At 47.0% G+C, this 17,789-nt stretch carries 14 protein-coding genes; 7 read left to right on the forward strand and 7 right to left on the reverse strand.

Translation table 11 applies throughout. From position 1 onward, the window contains the following. Positions 1 to 29 precede the first annotated feature (29 nt). From SCACP_RS00310 to SCACP_RS00340, 7 genes are all read right to left on the reverse strand, one after another. The gene (locus tag SCACP_RS00310; protein ID WP_425059469.1) at positions 30 to 449 is read right to left on the reverse strand and encodes a MaoC family dehydratase; all 420 of its coding nucleotides are present in this window, start codon (positions 447 to 449) and stop codon (positions 30 to 32) included. Positions 450 to 496: 47 nt separating this feature from the next. Then, positions 497 to 1,693 (reverse strand): FAD-binding protein, encoded by a 1,197-nt coding sequence (locus SCACP_RS00315; protein WP_425059470.1) that lies wholly within the window; start codon positions 1,691 to 1,693, stop codon positions 497 to 499. A gap of 12 nt (positions 1,694 to 1,705) precedes the next feature. After that, positions 1,706 to 2,491 carry an electron transfer flavoprotein subunit beta/FixA family protein gene (locus SCACP_RS00320; protein ID WP_425059471.1) on the reverse strand — a complete coding sequence of 262 codons (786 nt, stop codon included), beginning with the start codon at positions 2,489 to 2,491 and terminating at the stop codon, positions 1,706 to 1,708. Between the two features lie 38 nt (positions 2,492 to 2,529). Continuing rightward, positions 2,530 to 3,669, reverse strand: a complete 1,140-nt coding sequence (locus SCACP_RS00325; RefSeq protein WP_425059472.1) for an acyl-CoA dehydrogenase — start codon at positions 3,667 to 3,669, stop codon at positions 2,530 to 2,532. A gap of 184 nt (positions 3,670 to 3,853) precedes the next feature. Continuing rightward, positions 3,854 to 5,035 (reverse strand): acetyl-CoA C-acetyltransferase, encoded by a 1,182-nt coding sequence (locus SCACP_RS00330; protein WP_425059473.1) that lies wholly within the window; start codon positions 5,033 to 5,035, stop codon positions 3,854 to 3,856. An 82-nt stretch (positions 5,036 to 5,117) separates the two neighbouring features. Beyond that, positions 5,118 to 6,668 (reverse strand): acyl CoA:acetate/3-ketoacid CoA transferase, encoded by a 1,551-nt coding sequence (locus SCACP_RS00335; RefSeq protein WP_425059474.1) that lies wholly within the window; start codon positions 6,666 to 6,668, stop codon positions 5,118 to 5,120. A 337-nt stretch (positions 6,669 to 7,005) separates the two neighbouring features. Then, positions 7,006 to 8,406, reverse strand: a complete 1,401-nt coding sequence (locus SCACP_RS00340; protein ID WP_425059475.1) for a GntP family permease — start codon at positions 8,404 to 8,406, stop codon at positions 7,006 to 7,008. 620 nt (positions 8,407 to 9,026) lie between these two features. Here SCACP_RS00340 and SCACP_RS00345 point away from each other — a divergent pair. From SCACP_RS00345 to rbsD, 7 genes are all read left to right on the forward strand, one after another. Next, positions 9,027 to 9,767: a beta-ketoacyl-ACP reductase gene (locus tag SCACP_RS00345; RefSeq protein WP_425059476.1), complete on the forward strand. Its 741-nt coding sequence runs from the start codon at positions 9,027 to 9,029 to the stop codon at positions 9,765 to 9,767. Positions 9,768 to 10,094: 327 nt separating this feature from the next. Next, positions 10,095 to 11,873 carry a sigma 54-interacting transcriptional regulator gene (locus SCACP_RS00350; RefSeq protein ID WP_425059477.1) on the forward strand — a complete coding sequence of 593 codons (1,779 nt, stop codon included), beginning with the start codon at positions 10,095 to 10,097 and terminating at the stop codon, positions 11,871 to 11,873. Positions 11,874 to 12,106: 233 nt separating this feature from the next. Further along, positions 12,107 to 13,234 carry a tetratricopeptide repeat protein gene (locus tag SCACP_RS00355; protein ID WP_425061287.1) on the forward strand — a complete coding sequence of 376 codons (1,128 nt, stop codon included), beginning with the start codon at positions 12,107 to 12,109 and terminating at the stop codon, positions 13,232 to 13,234. A gap of 304 nt (positions 13,235 to 13,538) precedes the next feature. Further along, positions 13,539 to 15,197, forward strand: coding sequence for a dihydroxy-acid dehydratase (gene ilvD, locus SCACP_RS00360; protein ID WP_425059478.1), 1,659 nt, complete (start codon positions 13,539 to 13,541; stop codon positions 15,195 to 15,197). Positions 15,198 to 15,419: 222 nt separating this feature from the next. Next, positions 15,420 to 16,469 (forward strand): LacI family DNA-binding transcriptional regulator, encoded by a 1,050-nt coding sequence (locus SCACP_RS00365; RefSeq protein ID WP_425059479.1) that lies wholly within the window; start codon positions 15,420 to 15,422, stop codon positions 16,467 to 16,469. Further along, positions 16,447 to 17,394: a ribokinase gene (gene rbsK, locus SCACP_RS00370; protein WP_425059480.1), complete on the forward strand. Its 948-nt coding sequence runs from the start codon at positions 16,447 to 16,449 to the stop codon at positions 17,392 to 17,394. The genes SCACP_RS00365 and rbsK overlap by 23 nt, the downstream gene beginning before the upstream one ends. Further along, complete coding sequence (gene rbsD / locus SCACP_RS00375; protein ID WP_425059481.1) at positions 17,391 to 17,786, forward strand: D-ribose pyranase; 396 nt, start codon at positions 17,391 to 17,393, stop codon at positions 17,784 to 17,786. Before rbsK ends, rbsD begins: the two co-directional genes overlap by 4 nt. The last annotated feature ends 3 nt before the right edge of the window (positions 17,787 to 17,789 follow it).

Here is a 17,789-nt window from a genome sequence, read left to right on the forward strand (position 1 = left end):
ATTTGAAACAACGCCTATTTATAACAAGATTAATCTTTCTTCATAACGGTTGCTTTACCGTCGATTACCACAACACCGTTCTGGTTAGTAACAGTAGTCTTAAATATCAAGCGGCTTTTGGCTTCGATTTTTTCTATAACTTCTACTGTTGCAGTGACAGTATCACCAATTTTTACAGGGGCTTTAAAGGCTAATTCCTGGGCGAGGTAAATCGTATTGGCGCCAGGTAAGGCTGTACCAAGCAAAGCAGAAATAAAGCCGGCTGACAGCATGCCGTGGGCAATACGCTCTTTGAACATGGTGGTTTTGGCGAATTCGGAATTAATGTGCACCGGATTAAAGTCACCGCTTAGACCGGCGAAGGTATATACGTCATACTCAGTAACGGTCTTGGCCATGCTGGCTTTGTCGCCAACTTTAATATCGGCAAATTTTATGTCTTGCACCATACAATAACACCCCTATTCGATGAGTAAAGTTACTACTTATTGTTATATTAACCGGCGGTTTTGATCTTTTTAAATTCCTCAATTAATGCCGGAATAACTTCAAGCACGTCGCCGACAATGCCGTAGTCAGCCACTTTGAAAATGGGGGCGTCCGGATCCTTGTTGATGGCAATAACAATGTCAGAGGAGGACATACCGGCCAAGTGCTGAATTGCGCCGGAAATGCCACAAGCAAAGTAAATCTTGGGTCCGACGGTTTTGCCGGTCTGGCCGACCTGATGAATAGCAGGCTTCCAGCCTGCGTCAACAGCTGCGCGGGACGCGCCTACGGCACCGCCTAATACAGTGGCAAGTTCTTCAATTAGTGTGAAGTTTTCCGGTTTGCACATGCCGCGGCCACCCGAGACGATAATTTCTGCTTCTTCCAGATTGCAGGAAGCGGTGCATACTTTAATGACTTCAAGCAGCTTGGTACGGATGTCTTCAGGTTTGACTTTGCTGCTGACGCGGATGATTTCGCCGCTGCGGGAGAAGTCTTGCTCCGGTCGTTTGAACACTTTAGGACGAACGGTGCCCATTTGGGGACGATGCTCCGGGCACAAAATGGTGGCCATGATATTGCCGCCGAAAGCCGGACGGGTCCAGGCCACAAGGCCGGTAGCTTCATCAATGCCCAGGTTGGTGCAGTCAGCAGTAAGTCCGGTACCAACCCGGCAGGCTACCCGGGGGCCAAGGTCGCGGCCATCATTAGTTGCTCCCATCAGGATTACCGAAGGATGGTAGGTATTGATCAGGTCGGTCAGGGTAATAGTATAAGCGTCGGTGGAGTAATGTTTGAATTCTTGACCTTCTACCAGGTAAACCTTGTCGGCTCCACTGGCAAAAATATCTTTTGCCAGGTTTTCTACGTTGTCACCGATCAACACGCCGGCCAGTTCTTGCCCCATGGCATCAGCCAATTTGCGGCCTTCGCCGATCAACTCGTGGGCGACACTGCGGATGTGTCCGTCAACTTGTTCAACATAAACCCATACACCTTTATATTGGCTTTTATCAATAGCAACTGTTTTTTCTTCAGCTTCGCGGATGATAGCGCCTACCGGACAAACATCCACACAAGCGCCGCAAGCGGTACAAGTTTCGGTAATTACTGCTTTACCATCTTCCACAATAGCGCCGAACGGACAGGTACCCACACAGGCGCTGCAACCGATACATTGGTCGTTAATTACTTTTACAGCCATATCTTTAACCCCCTAGACAATCTTGGCATCAGACAATTTTTGAATTAACAGGGCAGCTGCCTCGCGGGCCGAATCAGCCTGGATAATTTCGCCCTGGGTGCGTTGTTTGGGGGTGAATATCCGGCGTACCTGGGTAGGCGATCCTTTGAGCCCGATCTTTTCGGCTACGACAGGCACATCATTGGCTGTCCATACCGGGATTTCCTTGCGGTTTGCTTTCATAGTCCCTTTAACAGTAGGATAACGGGGTTCATTGATAGATTTTACGACCGTCAAGACGACTGGCATGGAGACTTCAATAATTTCGTAGCCTTCTTCTTGCTCCCGTTCAATGCGCAGCTTATCGCCTTCCACATCAATTTTCGCCACATAGGTTACTTGGGCGATATCCAGGTGTTCGGCAATTTCCGGGCCTACCTGAGCGGTATCACCATCAATAGCCTGCTTACCACAAAGGATAATATCCACTTTTCCCAGTTTTTTAATACCGGCAGCTAAAGTGTGGCTGGTGGCAAGGGTGTCAGCGCCGCCAAAAGCCCGGTCGCTTAAGAGAATGGCCTCATCTGCGCCCATAGCCAGACATTCTTTGAGAGCATCTTTGGCTTGCGGCGGTCCCATTGAGATGACGGTGACTTTGCCGCCGTGTTTTTCTTTTAATTGCAGGGCTGCTTCTACCGCATTTTTGTCAAATGGGTTAACAATACTGGGAACGCCCTGCCTGATGAGAGTATTGGTCACCGGATCAATTTTTACTTCAGTGGTGTCAGGCACTTGCTTGACACAGACAACTATTTCCATAAGCGAGTCCTCCTATTGCTCTTATAACTGTGAAACTTTTAGCGCAAAATGGCGCTGGAAACAACCATACGCTGAACTTGGTTAGTGCCTTCATAGATTTGAGTAATTTTGGCATTACGCATCAGGCGTTCAACCGGATACTCACGACTGTAGCCGTAACCACCGAAAATTTGTACCGCGTCGGTAGTGACAGCCATAGCGACGTCAGAGGCATACATTTTGGCCATGGCCGCTTCTTTGGAGTATGGCAGGCCTTTTTCTTTGAGGTATGCGGCACGATAAACCATGAGACGGGCGGCTTCAACCTTGGTAGCCATATCTGCCAGCATGAAGGCAATGGCCTGGTTACTGGCAATAGGTTTACCGAATTGTACCCGCTCTTTGGAGTATTTAACGGCATGGTCGAGAGCGGCTTGGGCAATGCCGAGAGCCTGAGCGGCAACGCCGATACGACCGCCGTCCAGGGTCGACATGGCAATTTTGAAGCCGTCGCCTTCTTTGCCGAGAAGGTTTTCTTTTGGTACTTTTACGTCTTGGAAGACCAATTCCATAGTCTGGGATGTATGTATTCCCATTTTGTGTTCCTTTTTACCGAAGGTGAACCCAGGAGTGCCTTTTTCCAGGATAAACGCCGAAATACCTCTGGCTCCTTTGGCTTTGTCAGTCATGGCAAAAATAACATAAGTCTCGGCTTCGCCGGCATTGGTAATGAAGATTTTGCTGCCATTGATTATATAATGGTCGCCATCAAGAACGGCTACTGTCTGCTGAGCGGCAGCATCAGTACCGGCGTTGGGTTCGGTCAAGCCAAAGGCGCCCATTTTTGTGCCTTCCAGCAGCGGTACCAGGAATTTTTGTTTTTGTTCTTCTGTACCATAGGCGTAGATAGGCCAAGCGCACAAAGAAACGGTGGCTGATAAAGTTATGCCAATACCATCGTCAACTTTGGACAGTTCTTCTACAGCCAGGATGTAGCTAAGGACATCGCCGCCGGCGCCGCCATATTGCTCCGGAAAGCAGATACCGGTAAAGCCCATTTCTCCCATAGCGTCAAAAATCTCCCGGGAGAATACTGCATGTTCGTCCCGTTCCGCTACAGTAGGAGCTACAGTTTTTTCGGCAAACTCCCGCACCAGTTTTTGCATCATTTTTTGTTCTTCATTAAGTTCAAACAACATAAAGAAAAAACCCCCTTAAATAATTTATTTGTCAACTTCGTCGCCAGGCGAAAGAAGTTGGCTAATTCAGCCGGTGAAAAATATCACGATTCCAATCCGGTAATAGCGCCAATAGATGATGAAATATCTACTGGCGCTATTAGGCTGGAGTGAATGCCGGGTAACTGGTTATTTGTATATAGGGTTAGATGCGTTCAACAATGGTAGCAACGCCCTGGCCGCCGCCAATACACAAGGTTGCCAGGCCGAGTTTGGCATCCCTGGCTTCCATGGCATGAAGCAGTGTAACCAGAATGCGCGCCCCACTGGCACCGATAGGATGGCCAAGGGCAATTGCGCCGCCATTAACATTGAGTTTTTCCTTAGCAAAGCCCAATTCTTTGCCGACAGCCAGGAACTGAGCGGCAAAGGCTTCGTTGGCTTCAATAAGGTCAAGGTCGGCTACGGTCAGGCCGGCTTTGGCCAGTGCCTTGCGGGTCGCAGGTACCGGGCCCATACCCATGATGGACGGGTCTACACCGCCGGAAGCAAAGGAGCGAATGCGGGCCAAGGGTTTAATTCCGAGTTCTTTGGCTTTGTCAGCAGACATGACCACCAGCGCGGCGGCGCCGTCATTGATTCCCGAGGCATTGCCGGCGGTAACGGAGCCATCTTTTTTGAAGGCTGGTTTTAAGCCGCACAGAGCTTGGGCTGTTGTACCGGCTCTGGGATATTCGTCAGTATCAAAGATGGTGTCGCCTTTTCTTCCTTTAATGGTTACCGGGACAATTTCCTGTTTGAAGGCGCCGCTTTCAATTGCCTTAATAGCTTTATCCTGGGATTCGAAAGCCAACTGGTCCTGGTCTTCCCGGGTGATGCCATATTTGGCAGCAACATTTTCGGCAGTAATTCCCATATGATAGTCGTTGAACGCACACCACAGGCCGTCATGAATCATAACATCGGTTACTTTGGAGTGGCCCATGCGATAGCCCCAGCGAGCTTTGCTGTCCAGAAGGTAGGGGGCTTGGGTCATACTTTCCATACCACCGGCTACAACAATGTCAGCATCACCGGTCATTATAGCTTGGGCAGCCAGATTAACAGTTTTTAGGCCGGACCCGCAGACCTTGTTGACGGTGTAGGAAGGGACTTCGACCGGAATACCGGCTTTAATGGCGGCCTGACGGGCGGGATTTTGCCCTAACCCGGCTTGCAATACATTGCCAAAAATTACTTCGTCAACAGCTTCTTTTTTTATTCCGGCCCTTTCCGCTGCGGCATTAATAACCAAAGCGCCAAGTTCAGTTGCCGGGACAGATGCCAAGGAACCGTTAAAATTACCAATAGCCGTACGTACTGCGCTGACAATTACTACTTCTTTCACTGGGAAAACACCGTCCTTGATCTAATATTAGATTCGAATCATCAATTTTGCTAGATAAAAAAGCAATCCATAGCGATAGTTTTTACTTTTTTAGGCTCATTAGTCCATTTTTGAAGATGCGCGCATCCATTATTTTTAGGTCCGGAGAGACAATGGGTTCAAAGTCCATGAGGGCAAGAATATCCTTCTGAAGATCAACGCCTGGCGCGATTTCTGTAAGCATCATACCCTCAGGAGTCAGTTCAAATACCGCCCGCTCGGTGATATATTTGACCGGTTGATTGACACTTTGTGCATACTTGCCGCTAAAGGTAATTTGTTCAACGTGCTGTAAAAACTTTTTAGCCTTACCTTCATTGAGGATGGTGAGCTTGCCTTCGGCGACTTTTACTTTCAGGCCGCCGGCGGTAAAGGTGCCGCAGAAGATAACTTGTTTGGCGTTTTGCGTTATATTGATAAAACCGCCGCAGCCTGCTACCCGTCCTTTGAATTTGCTGACATTGATATTGCCGTACTTATCTGTTTCAGCCAAACCTAAAAAGGCAAGGTCGAGTCCGCCGCCGTCATAGAAATCGAATTGATAAGGCTGGTCGAGAATGGCTTCGGCATTTATGGCTGCGCCGAAACTCTGGCCTCCGGCCGGGATGCCGCCTACCGGACCTGCTTCGACAGTCAGGGTCATCATGTCGCCGATACCTTCTTCATTGGCTACCATGGCCACACCCTCAGGCACACCAATACCCAGATTGACTTTGGCATTGGGGATTAACTCCAGAGCCGCCCGGCGGGCGATTACCTTTCGCTCGTCCAACGGCATGGGCGGAATGGCTGACAGCGGAACGCGGATTTCACCGGAATAAGCGGGGTTGTACTGCTCGGCAAAGGTCTGCATGTGTTTGCTTGGGTCATCAGCTACTACCAGATAATCAACAATAATGCCGGGAATTTTTACAGCCATGGGGTTTAAACTGCCGTTGGCTACAATACGTTCCACCTGGGCGATGACAATACCGCCAGAATTTTTTGCCGCTTGGGCGATAGACAAAATCTCCAGTGAGACGGCTTCGTGTTCAATGGTGATATTGCCCCGTTCGTCGGCGCTGGTGCCGCGAACAAAGGCTACATCTACCGGGAAGGGCTTGTACCATAGCCACTCTTCACCACCAAGTTCAATGACTTCTACCAGATCTTCTTTAGTTACGTCATTAATCTTGCCGCCTTCAACCCTGGGGTCAACGAAGGTGTTCAGGCCTACCTTGGTAATGACACCAGGTTTGCGGCCAGCTACATTGCGGAACCAATGAGTTAGGGTGCCTTGGGGGAAATTGTATGCTTCAATTTTATTTTCAACAGCCAATTTGCCCAGTTTCGGCGCCAGATTCCAGTGACCGCCAATGGCCCGTTTAACCATTCCTTCTATTCCTAGATGGTTGAGGCCGCGGTCTTTGCCATCACCTTGACCGGCGCCGTAGATCAGTGTCAAATTTCGTGGAGCATTTTCATTATTGTATCTTTCTTCCATAGCAGCGGTAAGCGCTTCAGGATGACCATTACCAACAAAACCACTGGTAGCGACAGTAGCGCCATCTCGCACCAATTTGGCGGCTTCTTGAGCTGTAATTATTTTAGCCATTATGCCACTCTCCTTAATAGAATATCTTTATTTTGCTATTAATGCAAGGATTATGCCAACAATAACGTAGTGCATCTTGTTCTTTTTAGGACATGAACTATGGCACAATGTCGGCTTGATTTTACAGACTGGAGAAACAGTTAATTTTTTAGAGAAACACATATGTGTGTATGGTTTTGAACACATGTGTCTAGTATTTTATACAATATTGGTTAAACGGAGATGTCAGGATCATCAGTTATTATCGGCTTATCATCTTTAATGAATATCCGGCATCGAAGAACCCTGTACCAGTTTAGGCACAGGGTTCTTGCGTCTGGTTAATGATGCGCCGTATTTATAGTATGCCGGTAATGGAGTGAAGTGTTATGACAACAAATACCATTAGTGTTTTGATGGATGTCATGACAAAGATATCGCCATAGGAGTCTTTGTGTGTGAGACCACAAACTGCAAGCAGGGTAATAACTGCGCCATTGTGGGGGAGGGTATCCATACCGCCGGAAGCCATGGAAGCTACCCGGTGCAGGATTTCTGGCGACATGCCGATAGAATTGGCCCAGGCCATCCAATCTTTGGCCATCAAGTCAAGAGCGATGGACATACCACCGGAAGCTGAGCCGGTGATACCGGCAAGAATATTAACCGTCACTGCTTCAGATACCAGCGGTGACCCGCCGACTTTGATGCTCATCAGAGCGGCAGAAATCGATTTAAAACCAGGTAGGGCGGCAATTATGTTACCATAACCAACCTCGGATGCCGTGTTCATGATTGCTAACAGTGAGCCAATGGCGCCGGCGTTTAAGGACTTTGCCAGAGCATTGGTAGAGCCGAGATTTCTGTAGCCAAGAGCTATTGCCAGGACAATGCCGCTAATAAGGGCGATAATGAGGGACCAGATACTGATTACATTATTAACTGCCGGGGCAGTAAGCGGCAGTTTCATGGCTTTGAACGGGTCCAGCATGGCCGGGTTCCAGGGGAATACGCGAGTCATAAGAAAATTGACTACCAGTACAGCTAAGAGTGGCAGTATAGCCACTTGCCACGAAGGAAGCTTGGCATCATGTTTGATTTCGGGCTCGTTTAGAGTATGGTTGCCATATCCTTCGCCGGCTGCTGCCGCAGCTTTCCGGCGTCTTTCCAGCCAGAGAATGCCCAAAGTCAAAATACCTAGACCGCCAAGCAGGCCAAGGACAGGAGCGGCGTAGATATTGGTACCGAAGAAGTTAGTGGGAATTAAGTTCTGGATCTGAGGAGTACCGGGAATGCTGTCCATAGTAGCCGTAAATGCGCCTAAAGCAATGGTGCCAGGAAGCAATCTTTTGGGAATGTCTGCTTCTTTAAATAAAGCGGATGCGAAGGGATAAACGGCAAAAACAACAACAAATAAACTTACTCCGCCATAAGTCAGTACACAGCCGGCTAATACCACCGACAGGATGGCCCGCTCCTTGCCAAGGCTTTTAATGATGGTATGGGCAATGCCTTTGGCAAGACCGGTGTCTTCCATGATTTTTCCGAATACGGCGCCAAGCAGGAATATCGGAAAAAATGACTTGATATAGGTAACAGCTTTTGCCATAAATAACTCGGTGTATGCCGGCATCAGGGAGAAGCCGGACAGCGAGGCGGCAAGCAGGGCAAATACCGGGGCAAACAAAATAACCGAAAAGCCCCTGTAGGCAAAAAACATTAATAAAAATAAACTAAGAAGAATGCCAATTACTTCCATGATTTTTAAACTACCTCCTAAAATGATATATTGGTATGCTGAGCAGGAATAGAATAAACAGGCAGAGTGTGCCCTCCTTTCTGTATTTTCGGCATCTCACTTACATGTACAAGCAAGTATTGTGCCAACAGTTACAAAGTAATGAATATATAGTTATATCACTATTTTCTGTTAGTTAATATAGGATCCCCCCCGGCAGCGAAAGATATACAGTGTATAAAAAAATAGACACTGTGTGCAGAAATAGATACAAGTGATTGTTTTTGCCGGTTTTCTGTATACAATGGCTGTTTTTAAAAAAATCCCAAAGAACAGTGCGATAACCGCGTATAGGTTTATATAAGTTAAATTTTCGATATATATGAAATCCAATAAAGATTTTTTTCTAGGCGTGTTGTTAGTAACGCTCCACCGCTGGCGCTTGACTTACGCTTATACTAACAACACGCCTGTACATCTTTATTGGATACTATATATATAGAATAAATTCTTATTGGCACGATAATTGCTTTACTCAATCTGTGAAACGACGGGGGAAACTCCTTCTTAGGTTCAAAATAATGCTTACTGAATTCTTAGGCGAGAGCAAGGAAAAAAATAACATTTAGGAGGCGTGAAAAATGAGAGGATTAAAAGACAAAGTTGTAATTATCACAGGAGCAGCCAGTGGTATTGGTAAAGCCACGGCGTTAAGGTTTGCTGAAGAAGGGGCGCATGTTGTTGTAGCCGATTATGCCGACGGCGCAGCCGCTGTAGAAGAGATAAAAGCAAGAGGCGCTCAGTCTGTTTACCTTAAGGTAAATGTTACTAACCAGGAAAATGTCCAAGCCATGGTGGACAAGACCATCGAAACTTTTGGCAAAATTGATGTTCTCATTAATAATGCCGGCATAACTAAAGACGCAATGATGAAAAAAATGACCAAGGATGCCTGGGATGCCGTAATCAGCGTAAATTTGACCGGCGTATTCAACTGCACCTCGGCTGTGTTGCCTCATATGCTGGAGCAAAAATCCGGCGTAGTGCTTACTACATCATCAGTTGTTGGATTATATGGGAATTTGGGGCAAACCAACTATGCGGCCAGCAAATGGGGGGTTATCGGCATGACCAAATCCTGGGTCAAGGAAATGGCCAAAACCGGGCTGCGTTTTAATTGTGTTGCTCCCGGGTTTGTTGCCACTGACATGGTGAAGAAAATACCCGAGCAAGTATTACAGGAAAAAATACTAGTAAAAGTTCCTGCCGGCCGGTTGGGAGAACCGGAGGAAATTGCTGCTGCCTTTGCGTTCCTGGCTTCCGATGATGCTAAATTCATTAATGGTACGGTACTTAGTGTAGACGGTGCTTGCACTTTGTAAGTAAGTAGGTAAAAAAATGTACGGCCCTCCTGGTAGCGTAGGAGGGCCATGCGCTTATAAGGCTCTGACAGCAGATATTATTATTTAAGCAACTGGTCAGGTATATTGATGATGTACCTGACCAGTTGCTTAGATAATATAAAGGGAAAATTGCATAAAGTGGGTGTGACAGGTACGAAGCCTTAAAAGGACTCAAGTCCACATTTGCTTTGTACCTTTTTGCTTTACTGGTTATACTGGTTATAAAAGACATAAAATTTGAAAAGGTTATTTTGATTCTAATATCAAATATTATATTATGTAGTAGCTGTGCAGGAGGTCTGATGGATGCATAAACGCGATTTAAATAGTTTGCCGGAAGCGTTCTCCTCGACCGGGATAGCAGAAATGAAAGTCGTGCTTGATTCGGTCTGTAATGGTGTTGTTGTTGTTGATTCTTACGGTTATATTACGTTGTTTAACGCAGCCGCCGAATTTATTTCCGGATTAGCTGCCGAAGCTGTGCTTGGAAAAATGGTAGATGATGTCATTCCTAACACCGGGCTGCTACGGGTATTGGAAACCGGAGTATCCGAACTCAACCAACGGCAAGATATAGGGAATTGTGCAATATTGACAAATCGTACCCCCATCATTAAAGACGGTCAAGTTGTGGGAGCTGTGGCAGTGTTTCAGGATATCACTGAACTTACTGAGGTAATTACCGAACTGGAAGACGTAAAACGGCTGAAAAGTACCTTGGAATCCATTCTGGAGAGTTTGAATGAAGGCATTGTGGTAGTTGATAAGCAAGGGACCATTACTATGTTGAACAAAGCCTACAGCGAATTTTTGAACGTTGATCCCCAAGAGGTCGTCGGTAAACATGTGGCAGAGGTAATTTCTAATACAAGGATGCATCTTGTTGCTCAAGGCGGTAAGGCCGAGGTGACAGATATCCAAAAAATCGGGGACAATACTTGTGTGGTTACCCGGATACCGATTATTGAAGACGGCGAAATTGTCGGAGCTGTTGGCAACGTGGTATTTAAAGATGTCAAGGATTTAAAATGTTTGGCCGGAAGAATTAATAAGCTGGAGTCAGAACTGGAATTTTATAAAGAAGAGTTATGCAAGATGTATGGCGGCAAATATACTATTGCCAATATCATTGGCAATAGTGAAAAAATGGCATATTTGAGAAATTTGGCAGCTAAAGCGGCCAAAGGAACCTCTACAGTACTGATTCTTGGTGAAAGCGGTACCGGCAAAGAATTATTCGCGCACGCCATCCATAATGCCAGCCGCCGGCGGCAAGGCCCGTTTATAAAGGTTAACTGTGCGGCAGTGCCGGAAAATCTTTTGGAATCAGAACTGTTTGGTTATGAAGAAGGGGCATTTACCGGCGCCCGCAAGGGAGGCAAGCCGGGAAAATTTGAACTTGCCAACGGAGGAACCATCTTTCTGGATGAAATCGGTGAAATGTCATTAGCCATGCAGGTTAAGCTGCTCCGGGTATTGCAGGAACGGGAGTTGGAGCGGGTGGGAGGGACCAAGACCACTAAGCTTGATATCCGGGTTATTGCCGCAACCAACCGTGACCTTGAAAAAATGATCGAGCAAAACCAATTTCGTCAGGACCTATATTACCGTCTAAATATTTTTACCCTTAATATACCTCCACTAAGGGACCGGCTGGAAGATATACCAGAGCTATGTGATATGTTGTTAAAAAAAATCAACAAGCAGATTGAGCATTGGGTAGAAGGGGTTTCGCCTGAGGCAATGGCGTTACTAATGGAATATAACTGGCCGGGAAATGTCCGGGAACTTGAGAATATATTAGAGCGAGCAGTAAATCTAATGGAGGATGACACAGTCATCATTCCCGAAGTGTTGCCACCCATGCTTAAAAAAATGCATAAAGGCAAGAGCCGTGATATTGAGCAGGCTAAAGACGCGGGGGGAAAGGAACCGGATTTGGCCGAAATAAAAGGAGATGCGGAAAAACAGGCTATTTTCCGGGCTTTGGAAGCTGCGGGCGGTAACAAAAGTAAAGCGGCCAGGATGCTGGGGATTCACCGGTCTGGTTTTTACCAGAAGTTGCAAAAATATAATATCCTTTAAAGTTTTTATGATATGAAATCCAATAGAGATTTTTTTATAGGCGTGTTGTTAGTAACGCTCCACTACTGGCGTTTGACTTACGCTTATACTAACAACACGCCCGTAAATCTTTATTGGATACTATAGAGATAAGAATTTGTATAGACAATTGACATGCTAGTAATTCCTGGCATATAATAAGAATATAAACCATAACCCCACCCATTATTTGCGGGTGGGGTTTTTTGCAGGTTATGGTGCTCAGGAACGAAGTAATTATTAATGTGAAGGATGATATGGTAATGGAAAAATATCAAAAACATGGTATCAACCCTTTACTTATCAGTATGGCTTCCGGCCAGGACATAGCCAGTGTGTCGCCGCGGCCGACTGTTGCCATGCTGCCAGGCAAATACCCCAAACTTGTGTATAAACATATAAAAGAGCTAAACAGTGAGTTTGCTGAGAATATTTTTCGCTTAACTTGCGGGAAGTGCGGCAAGAACGGCGACTATGACCTGGGTACACTGGCAATTCCCGTAATTACCGGTGAGGGAACAAGAGCAACAGACAAATTTCAAGCAGTAGGCTATTTTCGCTGCAAACATTGTAATGCTGCTGGCGATTGGAATTTATCACCAACCATTCAAACAATGCTTGCAGGGAAGCTAGCAGCTGCAGTAATAAAGCAAACTATTGAAACAGAGGCATCTTCTGATATTGTATTGGGGCAAGTGCTTATCGACAACGACTTTACACCGCGGTGGGGCAGTGATGCCGAAGATTATTTTTTGGAAAAGTTGGGTAAAAATCCGGAGAATGCTTATCTTTGGAACCGCCTGGGAAATATTTACTACAAAGGCAAGCGTCCTGAACTAGCAGTTACGGCTTATGAGCAAGCCCTGGCCAGGGATGCGGGCCAGGTAGAATCAATGTTTTCTTTGGGACGCATTTTGGCTGACTGTGGTTACCTTGAGACGGCCGCTGAGTATCTGCGGCAAGCAGTGGCATTTGCTCATCAGTATAACCTCCTGACAGCACATGATCTCAGGGAACTTATTGTTAGTGCTTTAACAATCTTGCTTGCTATCTATAACAAGACTGATCATGAAATTGATATGCTGCCTACACCAAATGAATTGGCCATAGCTCAGTTTGCCAATAGCGAAATTGCCGCTACCGTTCAGCTTGATTTTGAAATAAACCCTGGCCGGTGTGAGACGTTATATCCATTGGCTGAGGTATATATGGGCGCGCGGCGGGACGAACTGCCGCCAGCCGAGCGAAAAACACCTATTCCCCGGCGTAAAGTAGCATGGCCGTTGCCTGGCAAAGTCAATAAACAAAAGCCTCCCAAAAAAAATAAAAATAAAAAAAGGTGAAGGCTTTCTAAGGCAGCGAATCTTGAATAGGATGTTTTTTATTAACCGTCATAGTAAACAATGGATACTTTATAGATAAGGGAAGGATTTAGGCTAATTGTGTTGAATAATAACATAAATGTTAACTGCTGATTGCCAATACATGGATAATTGTCTTTGCTGGATAATACAGAGGCGTATTTCCTGACTCTAAGTATTCTTTCAGTATGAAGGCAGGACATCAAACGTTTGTATAAACATAGGTTTGATAAGTTTCAAAAAACGTAGTAATAAAAATGATTTGGATGAGGGGAGAATTAATTTTATGGCATTAAAGAGCGATATTGTAAAAAAGGGATCAACACGCGCGGCGCACCGGTCACTGTTCTATGCGATGGGCTATACTCCCAAAGAGTTGGAAAAGCCCATGATCGGTGTTGTTAACGCGTTCAATGAAATTATTCCGGGTCACATGCATTTGAAAGATATTGCTGATGCCGTTAAACTTGGGGTGGCAGCAGGCGGGGGTATGCCGGTCGAGTTTCCGGCGATTGGCATTTGCGACGGTATTGCTATGGGGCATGACGGTATGAAATATCCGTTGGCCAGCCGGGAACTTATTGCCGACTCCATTGAAGCTGTGGCAACCGGTCACAGTTTTGACGGTTTAGTCCTAATCCCCAACTGCGACAAAATTGTCCCCGGTATGCTCATGGCAGCTGCCCGTGTCAATATTCCCTGCATTGTAGTCAGCGGTGGTCCAATGCTTGCCGGACGTTATCAGGGGCGGGATATTAGTGTCAGCACCATGTTTGAAGCCGCCGGAATGTATGAGGCTGGCAAAATTACAGCCGGTCAACTGGACCAAATGGAAAAATCCGCTTGTCCGGGTTGCGGCTCGTGCGCCGGCATGTTTACCGCCAACACCATGAACTGTATGGCTGAGGCGTTGGGTATGGCATTGCCTGGGAATGGAACAATTCCGGCTGCTTATTTTGGCGCCCGCCGCATGATGGCCAAGCAAGCCGGGGAACTTATTGTTGACTTAGTCAAGCGGGATGTTAAAGCACGGGATATCATGACAATCAAGGCTTTTGAAAACGCTATAACTGTTGACATGGGTATTGGCGGTTCATCAAATACAGTATTGCATTTAACGGCTATTGCCAATGAGGCTGGCATTGAGCTGCCGCTGTCATTATTTGATGAAATTAGTGCCAGAACTCCCTATATTACAAAGCTAAGTCCGGGGGGCAGCCATCATATTCAAGACCTTAACGAAGCCGGCGGCATCCCGGCAGTAATGAAAGAACTGTCCAAGCTCGGTGGCATTCATACCGATGCGTTAACAGTAAACGGCACTGTTGGCGACAGGTTGAAAAATGCGGCGATTTTGCGTCCGGATGTAATTAAGACTGTTGAAGAGCCGTACCGTAACAAGGGGGGGGTCGCCATCCTAAACGGTAATTTGGCTCCAGATGGCGCAGTCGTTAAAGAAAGCGCTGTAAAAGAGGACATGCTTACCTTTGAAGGGACCGCCCGTGTATTTAACTCGGAAGAAGAAGCGATCGAAGCGATTATTGGCAAGAAAATCAAGGATGGCGATGTTGTTGTTATCCGTTATGAAGGTCCCAAAGGCGGCCCAGGTATGAAAGAAATGCTTAATCCGACAGCAGTCATTGTCGGTATGGGATTAAAGGTGGCTCTTTTAACCGACGGCCGTTTTAGCGGTGCTACCCAGGGAGCGTGTATCGGCCACATTTCGCCGGAGGCCATGGAAGGCGGTCCGATTGCGCTGCTGGAAGACGGTGATATTATTAATATCGATATTCCCGGTCGCAAGCTTGAAGTAAAGGTAAGCCCGGAGGAATTGGCTAAGCGGAAAGATGCCTGGGTTAAGCCTGCTCCCAAAGTAGCTACAGGCTATCTTGCCCGGTATGCAAAACTAGTGACATCAGCTAACACCGGCGCGATTCTTAAATAAATAGTAATTTGTTGTAGTAACTATACTACTGAGGCAGCCCCTGTAGGGCTGCTTTTTTCTTTGTTGTAATCGTACAAATTTTTTGCAAACTATAGCAGGATTTTTTAAAATTGTGTAGTAACATACTAGTAAACGTTTACGAAAACGTTTACAACATGATAAGTCTACGATAACAATACAAAACTTATTAAAAATGGCATAGAATTTAGCAGGAGATTAAAAGTGAAGCACCGGAAAAAAATTGTAACGAATGTAACAATCAAAGATGTTGCCCGGGCGGCTGGCGTGTCCATTGCTACCGTATCCAGGATTCTAAACGGCAGCGCCGGGGTATCGGAAGAACTGGCTGCCCGGGTTGCGGCGGCTGTAGTTGAACTTGGGTACCGTCCCAATGATGTAGCCAGGGCACTTAAAGTGCGGGAATCGCGCAGTATCGGGTTAATTATTCCCGATATTGAAAATCCATTTTTTCCGGCATTGGTCAGAGGTGTAGAAGACGCTGCCCGGCAGCAAGGGTATGCCGTTATTTTATGTAATACTGACGGCAAGCTTGAAGAGGAAGAACGTTATATACGGTTTTTATTCAGTAAACAAGTGGACGGTATTTTGTTTACCGGCGGAGTTGACTGTGATGACAGTTTAGGGTTATTAGCGAGTTTGCCGATACCTGTTGTTGCGCTGGACAGACGCGCGGCCGCCGAGTTGAGCGCCGTTGTTTGTGACAATTATCAGGGGGGAATTTTGGCTGTTGAGCATCTGTTTGAACAGGGGCGAAAAAGAATTGCCTTTATTGGTGGCCCGGCACGTTCGTCATCGGCCATTGACCGGCGACGCGGTTTCCTTGATACCCACAGTCGCTATGGGGTGGTTGTTAACGGGCGGCTTATGATTACCGGCAATTACTCGTTTGACAGTGGTTATAGGGCGGCGGTGGCGCTCATGGAAAGCCGTGAGCCGTTCGACGCCATATTTGCCGCTAATGACATGATGGCCATTGGGGCCATCGAGGCCTTAACTGAACAGGGGATCAATATACCTGATGATGTGGCGGTAGTTGGCTATGATGACATAAGAATGGCCGGCTGGTATAAACCCGCACTGACTACTGTGCGCCAACCTGTCTATGAGATGGGAATGGCGGCTGTAGCTATGCTGCTTGATCAAATCAGCGGTGTAAGAGCCAGTGCTTGCGAAGAAAAGTTCAAACCGGAATTGATTGTGCGCAATTCTTCCGGCGGTAGGGAGGGTCATGATGGTGTCAGTTCAATCTAAGCCAGTTTTAGTTGTTGGCAGCCTCAATATGGATTTAGTAGCTACGGCAGACAGGCTGCCTGCAGTCGGTGAGACAGTATTTGGCAAGGATTTTGCTACTTTTGCCGGTGGTAAGGGAGCCAATCAGGCGGTGGCCGCCGGCAAACTGGGGGCCAAAGTAACTATGGTTGGTTGTATCGGGCAGGATGCTTTTGCCCAGCAACTTTTAAACAGCTTGGCTGCAAACAGTGTTAATACCGCGCTTGTCCGCCAAGTCGATATATCTACCGGTACGGCGCTTATTACCGTTGGAGCGTCAGGGGCCAATACCATTGTAGTAGTGCCAGGAGCAAACGCGCACTGCAATAAACAAGATGTTGACAAAGCGCTTAGTAGCTTTAGCCAGCCGGGCATTTTGCTGGTACAGCATGAAGTGCCGTCAATTACTGTCGAATATGCCATTAAGGCTGCTAAAGCGGCTGGCTGGACGGTAATTCTAAATCCTGCGCCTGCCCGTCAGGTGCCGGAGTCAACGCTGGCACTGGTAGACATTATTACTCCAAATGAAACTGAAGCTGCGGTACTTACCGGCAGCAAGATTAACTCGCCGGATGATGCCGTAGTCGCAGGCAAGCGCTTGCTTGCCCTAGGTGTTAAAGCTGTAGTCGTTACTTTGGGCGGCCAAGGAGCTATGTGCATTACTAATCAGGAGATATATCATGTACCGCCTATTCGTGTTGACGCAGTTGATACAACCGCAGCCGGCGACGCCTATACCGGCGCGCTGGCTGCTGCCCTCGCCGAGGGGCAATCACTTAAAGCCGGTTTAAAATTTGCCGCCGTTGCTGCCGGGATATCGGTAACAAGGCGGGGCGCTCAGCCGGCGTTGCCGTGGCGGCAAGAAGTCGATGAATTGATCGGTACACAGGAGGAATGTACCAAATGAAAAAAATAGGGACGCTTAACCAACCGCTTAGTGAAATAATTGCCGGGATGGGGCATGGTGATATGTTAGTCATAGCTGATGCCGGTTTACCCATACCTGCTGGGGTGCGCCGCATAGACCTGGCGCTTACGCCGGGAATTCCCGGATTTTTACCTACCCTTGAGGTCATATTGAGTGAGCTTCAGGTGGAAAGCGCCATTGTTGCCGGCGAAACTGCCGAGGTTAGTCCGCAAATTTATGAAGGTGTTAAAGCGGCGCTGGAATATGTTCCGGTAGCCATGGTCAGCCATGAGGAGTTTAAAGCCCTAACCAGCCAGGCGGTAGCGATTGTCCGCACCGGCGAGTGTACACCTTATGCTAATATAATTTTAAAATCAGGCGTAACATTTTAGGAG

This window comes from Sporomusaceae bacterium ACPt (genome assembly GCA_041428575.1).
GTDB lineage: Bacteria > Bacillota > Negativicutes > Sporomusales > Sporomusaceae > Sporomusa_D > Sporomusa_D carbonis.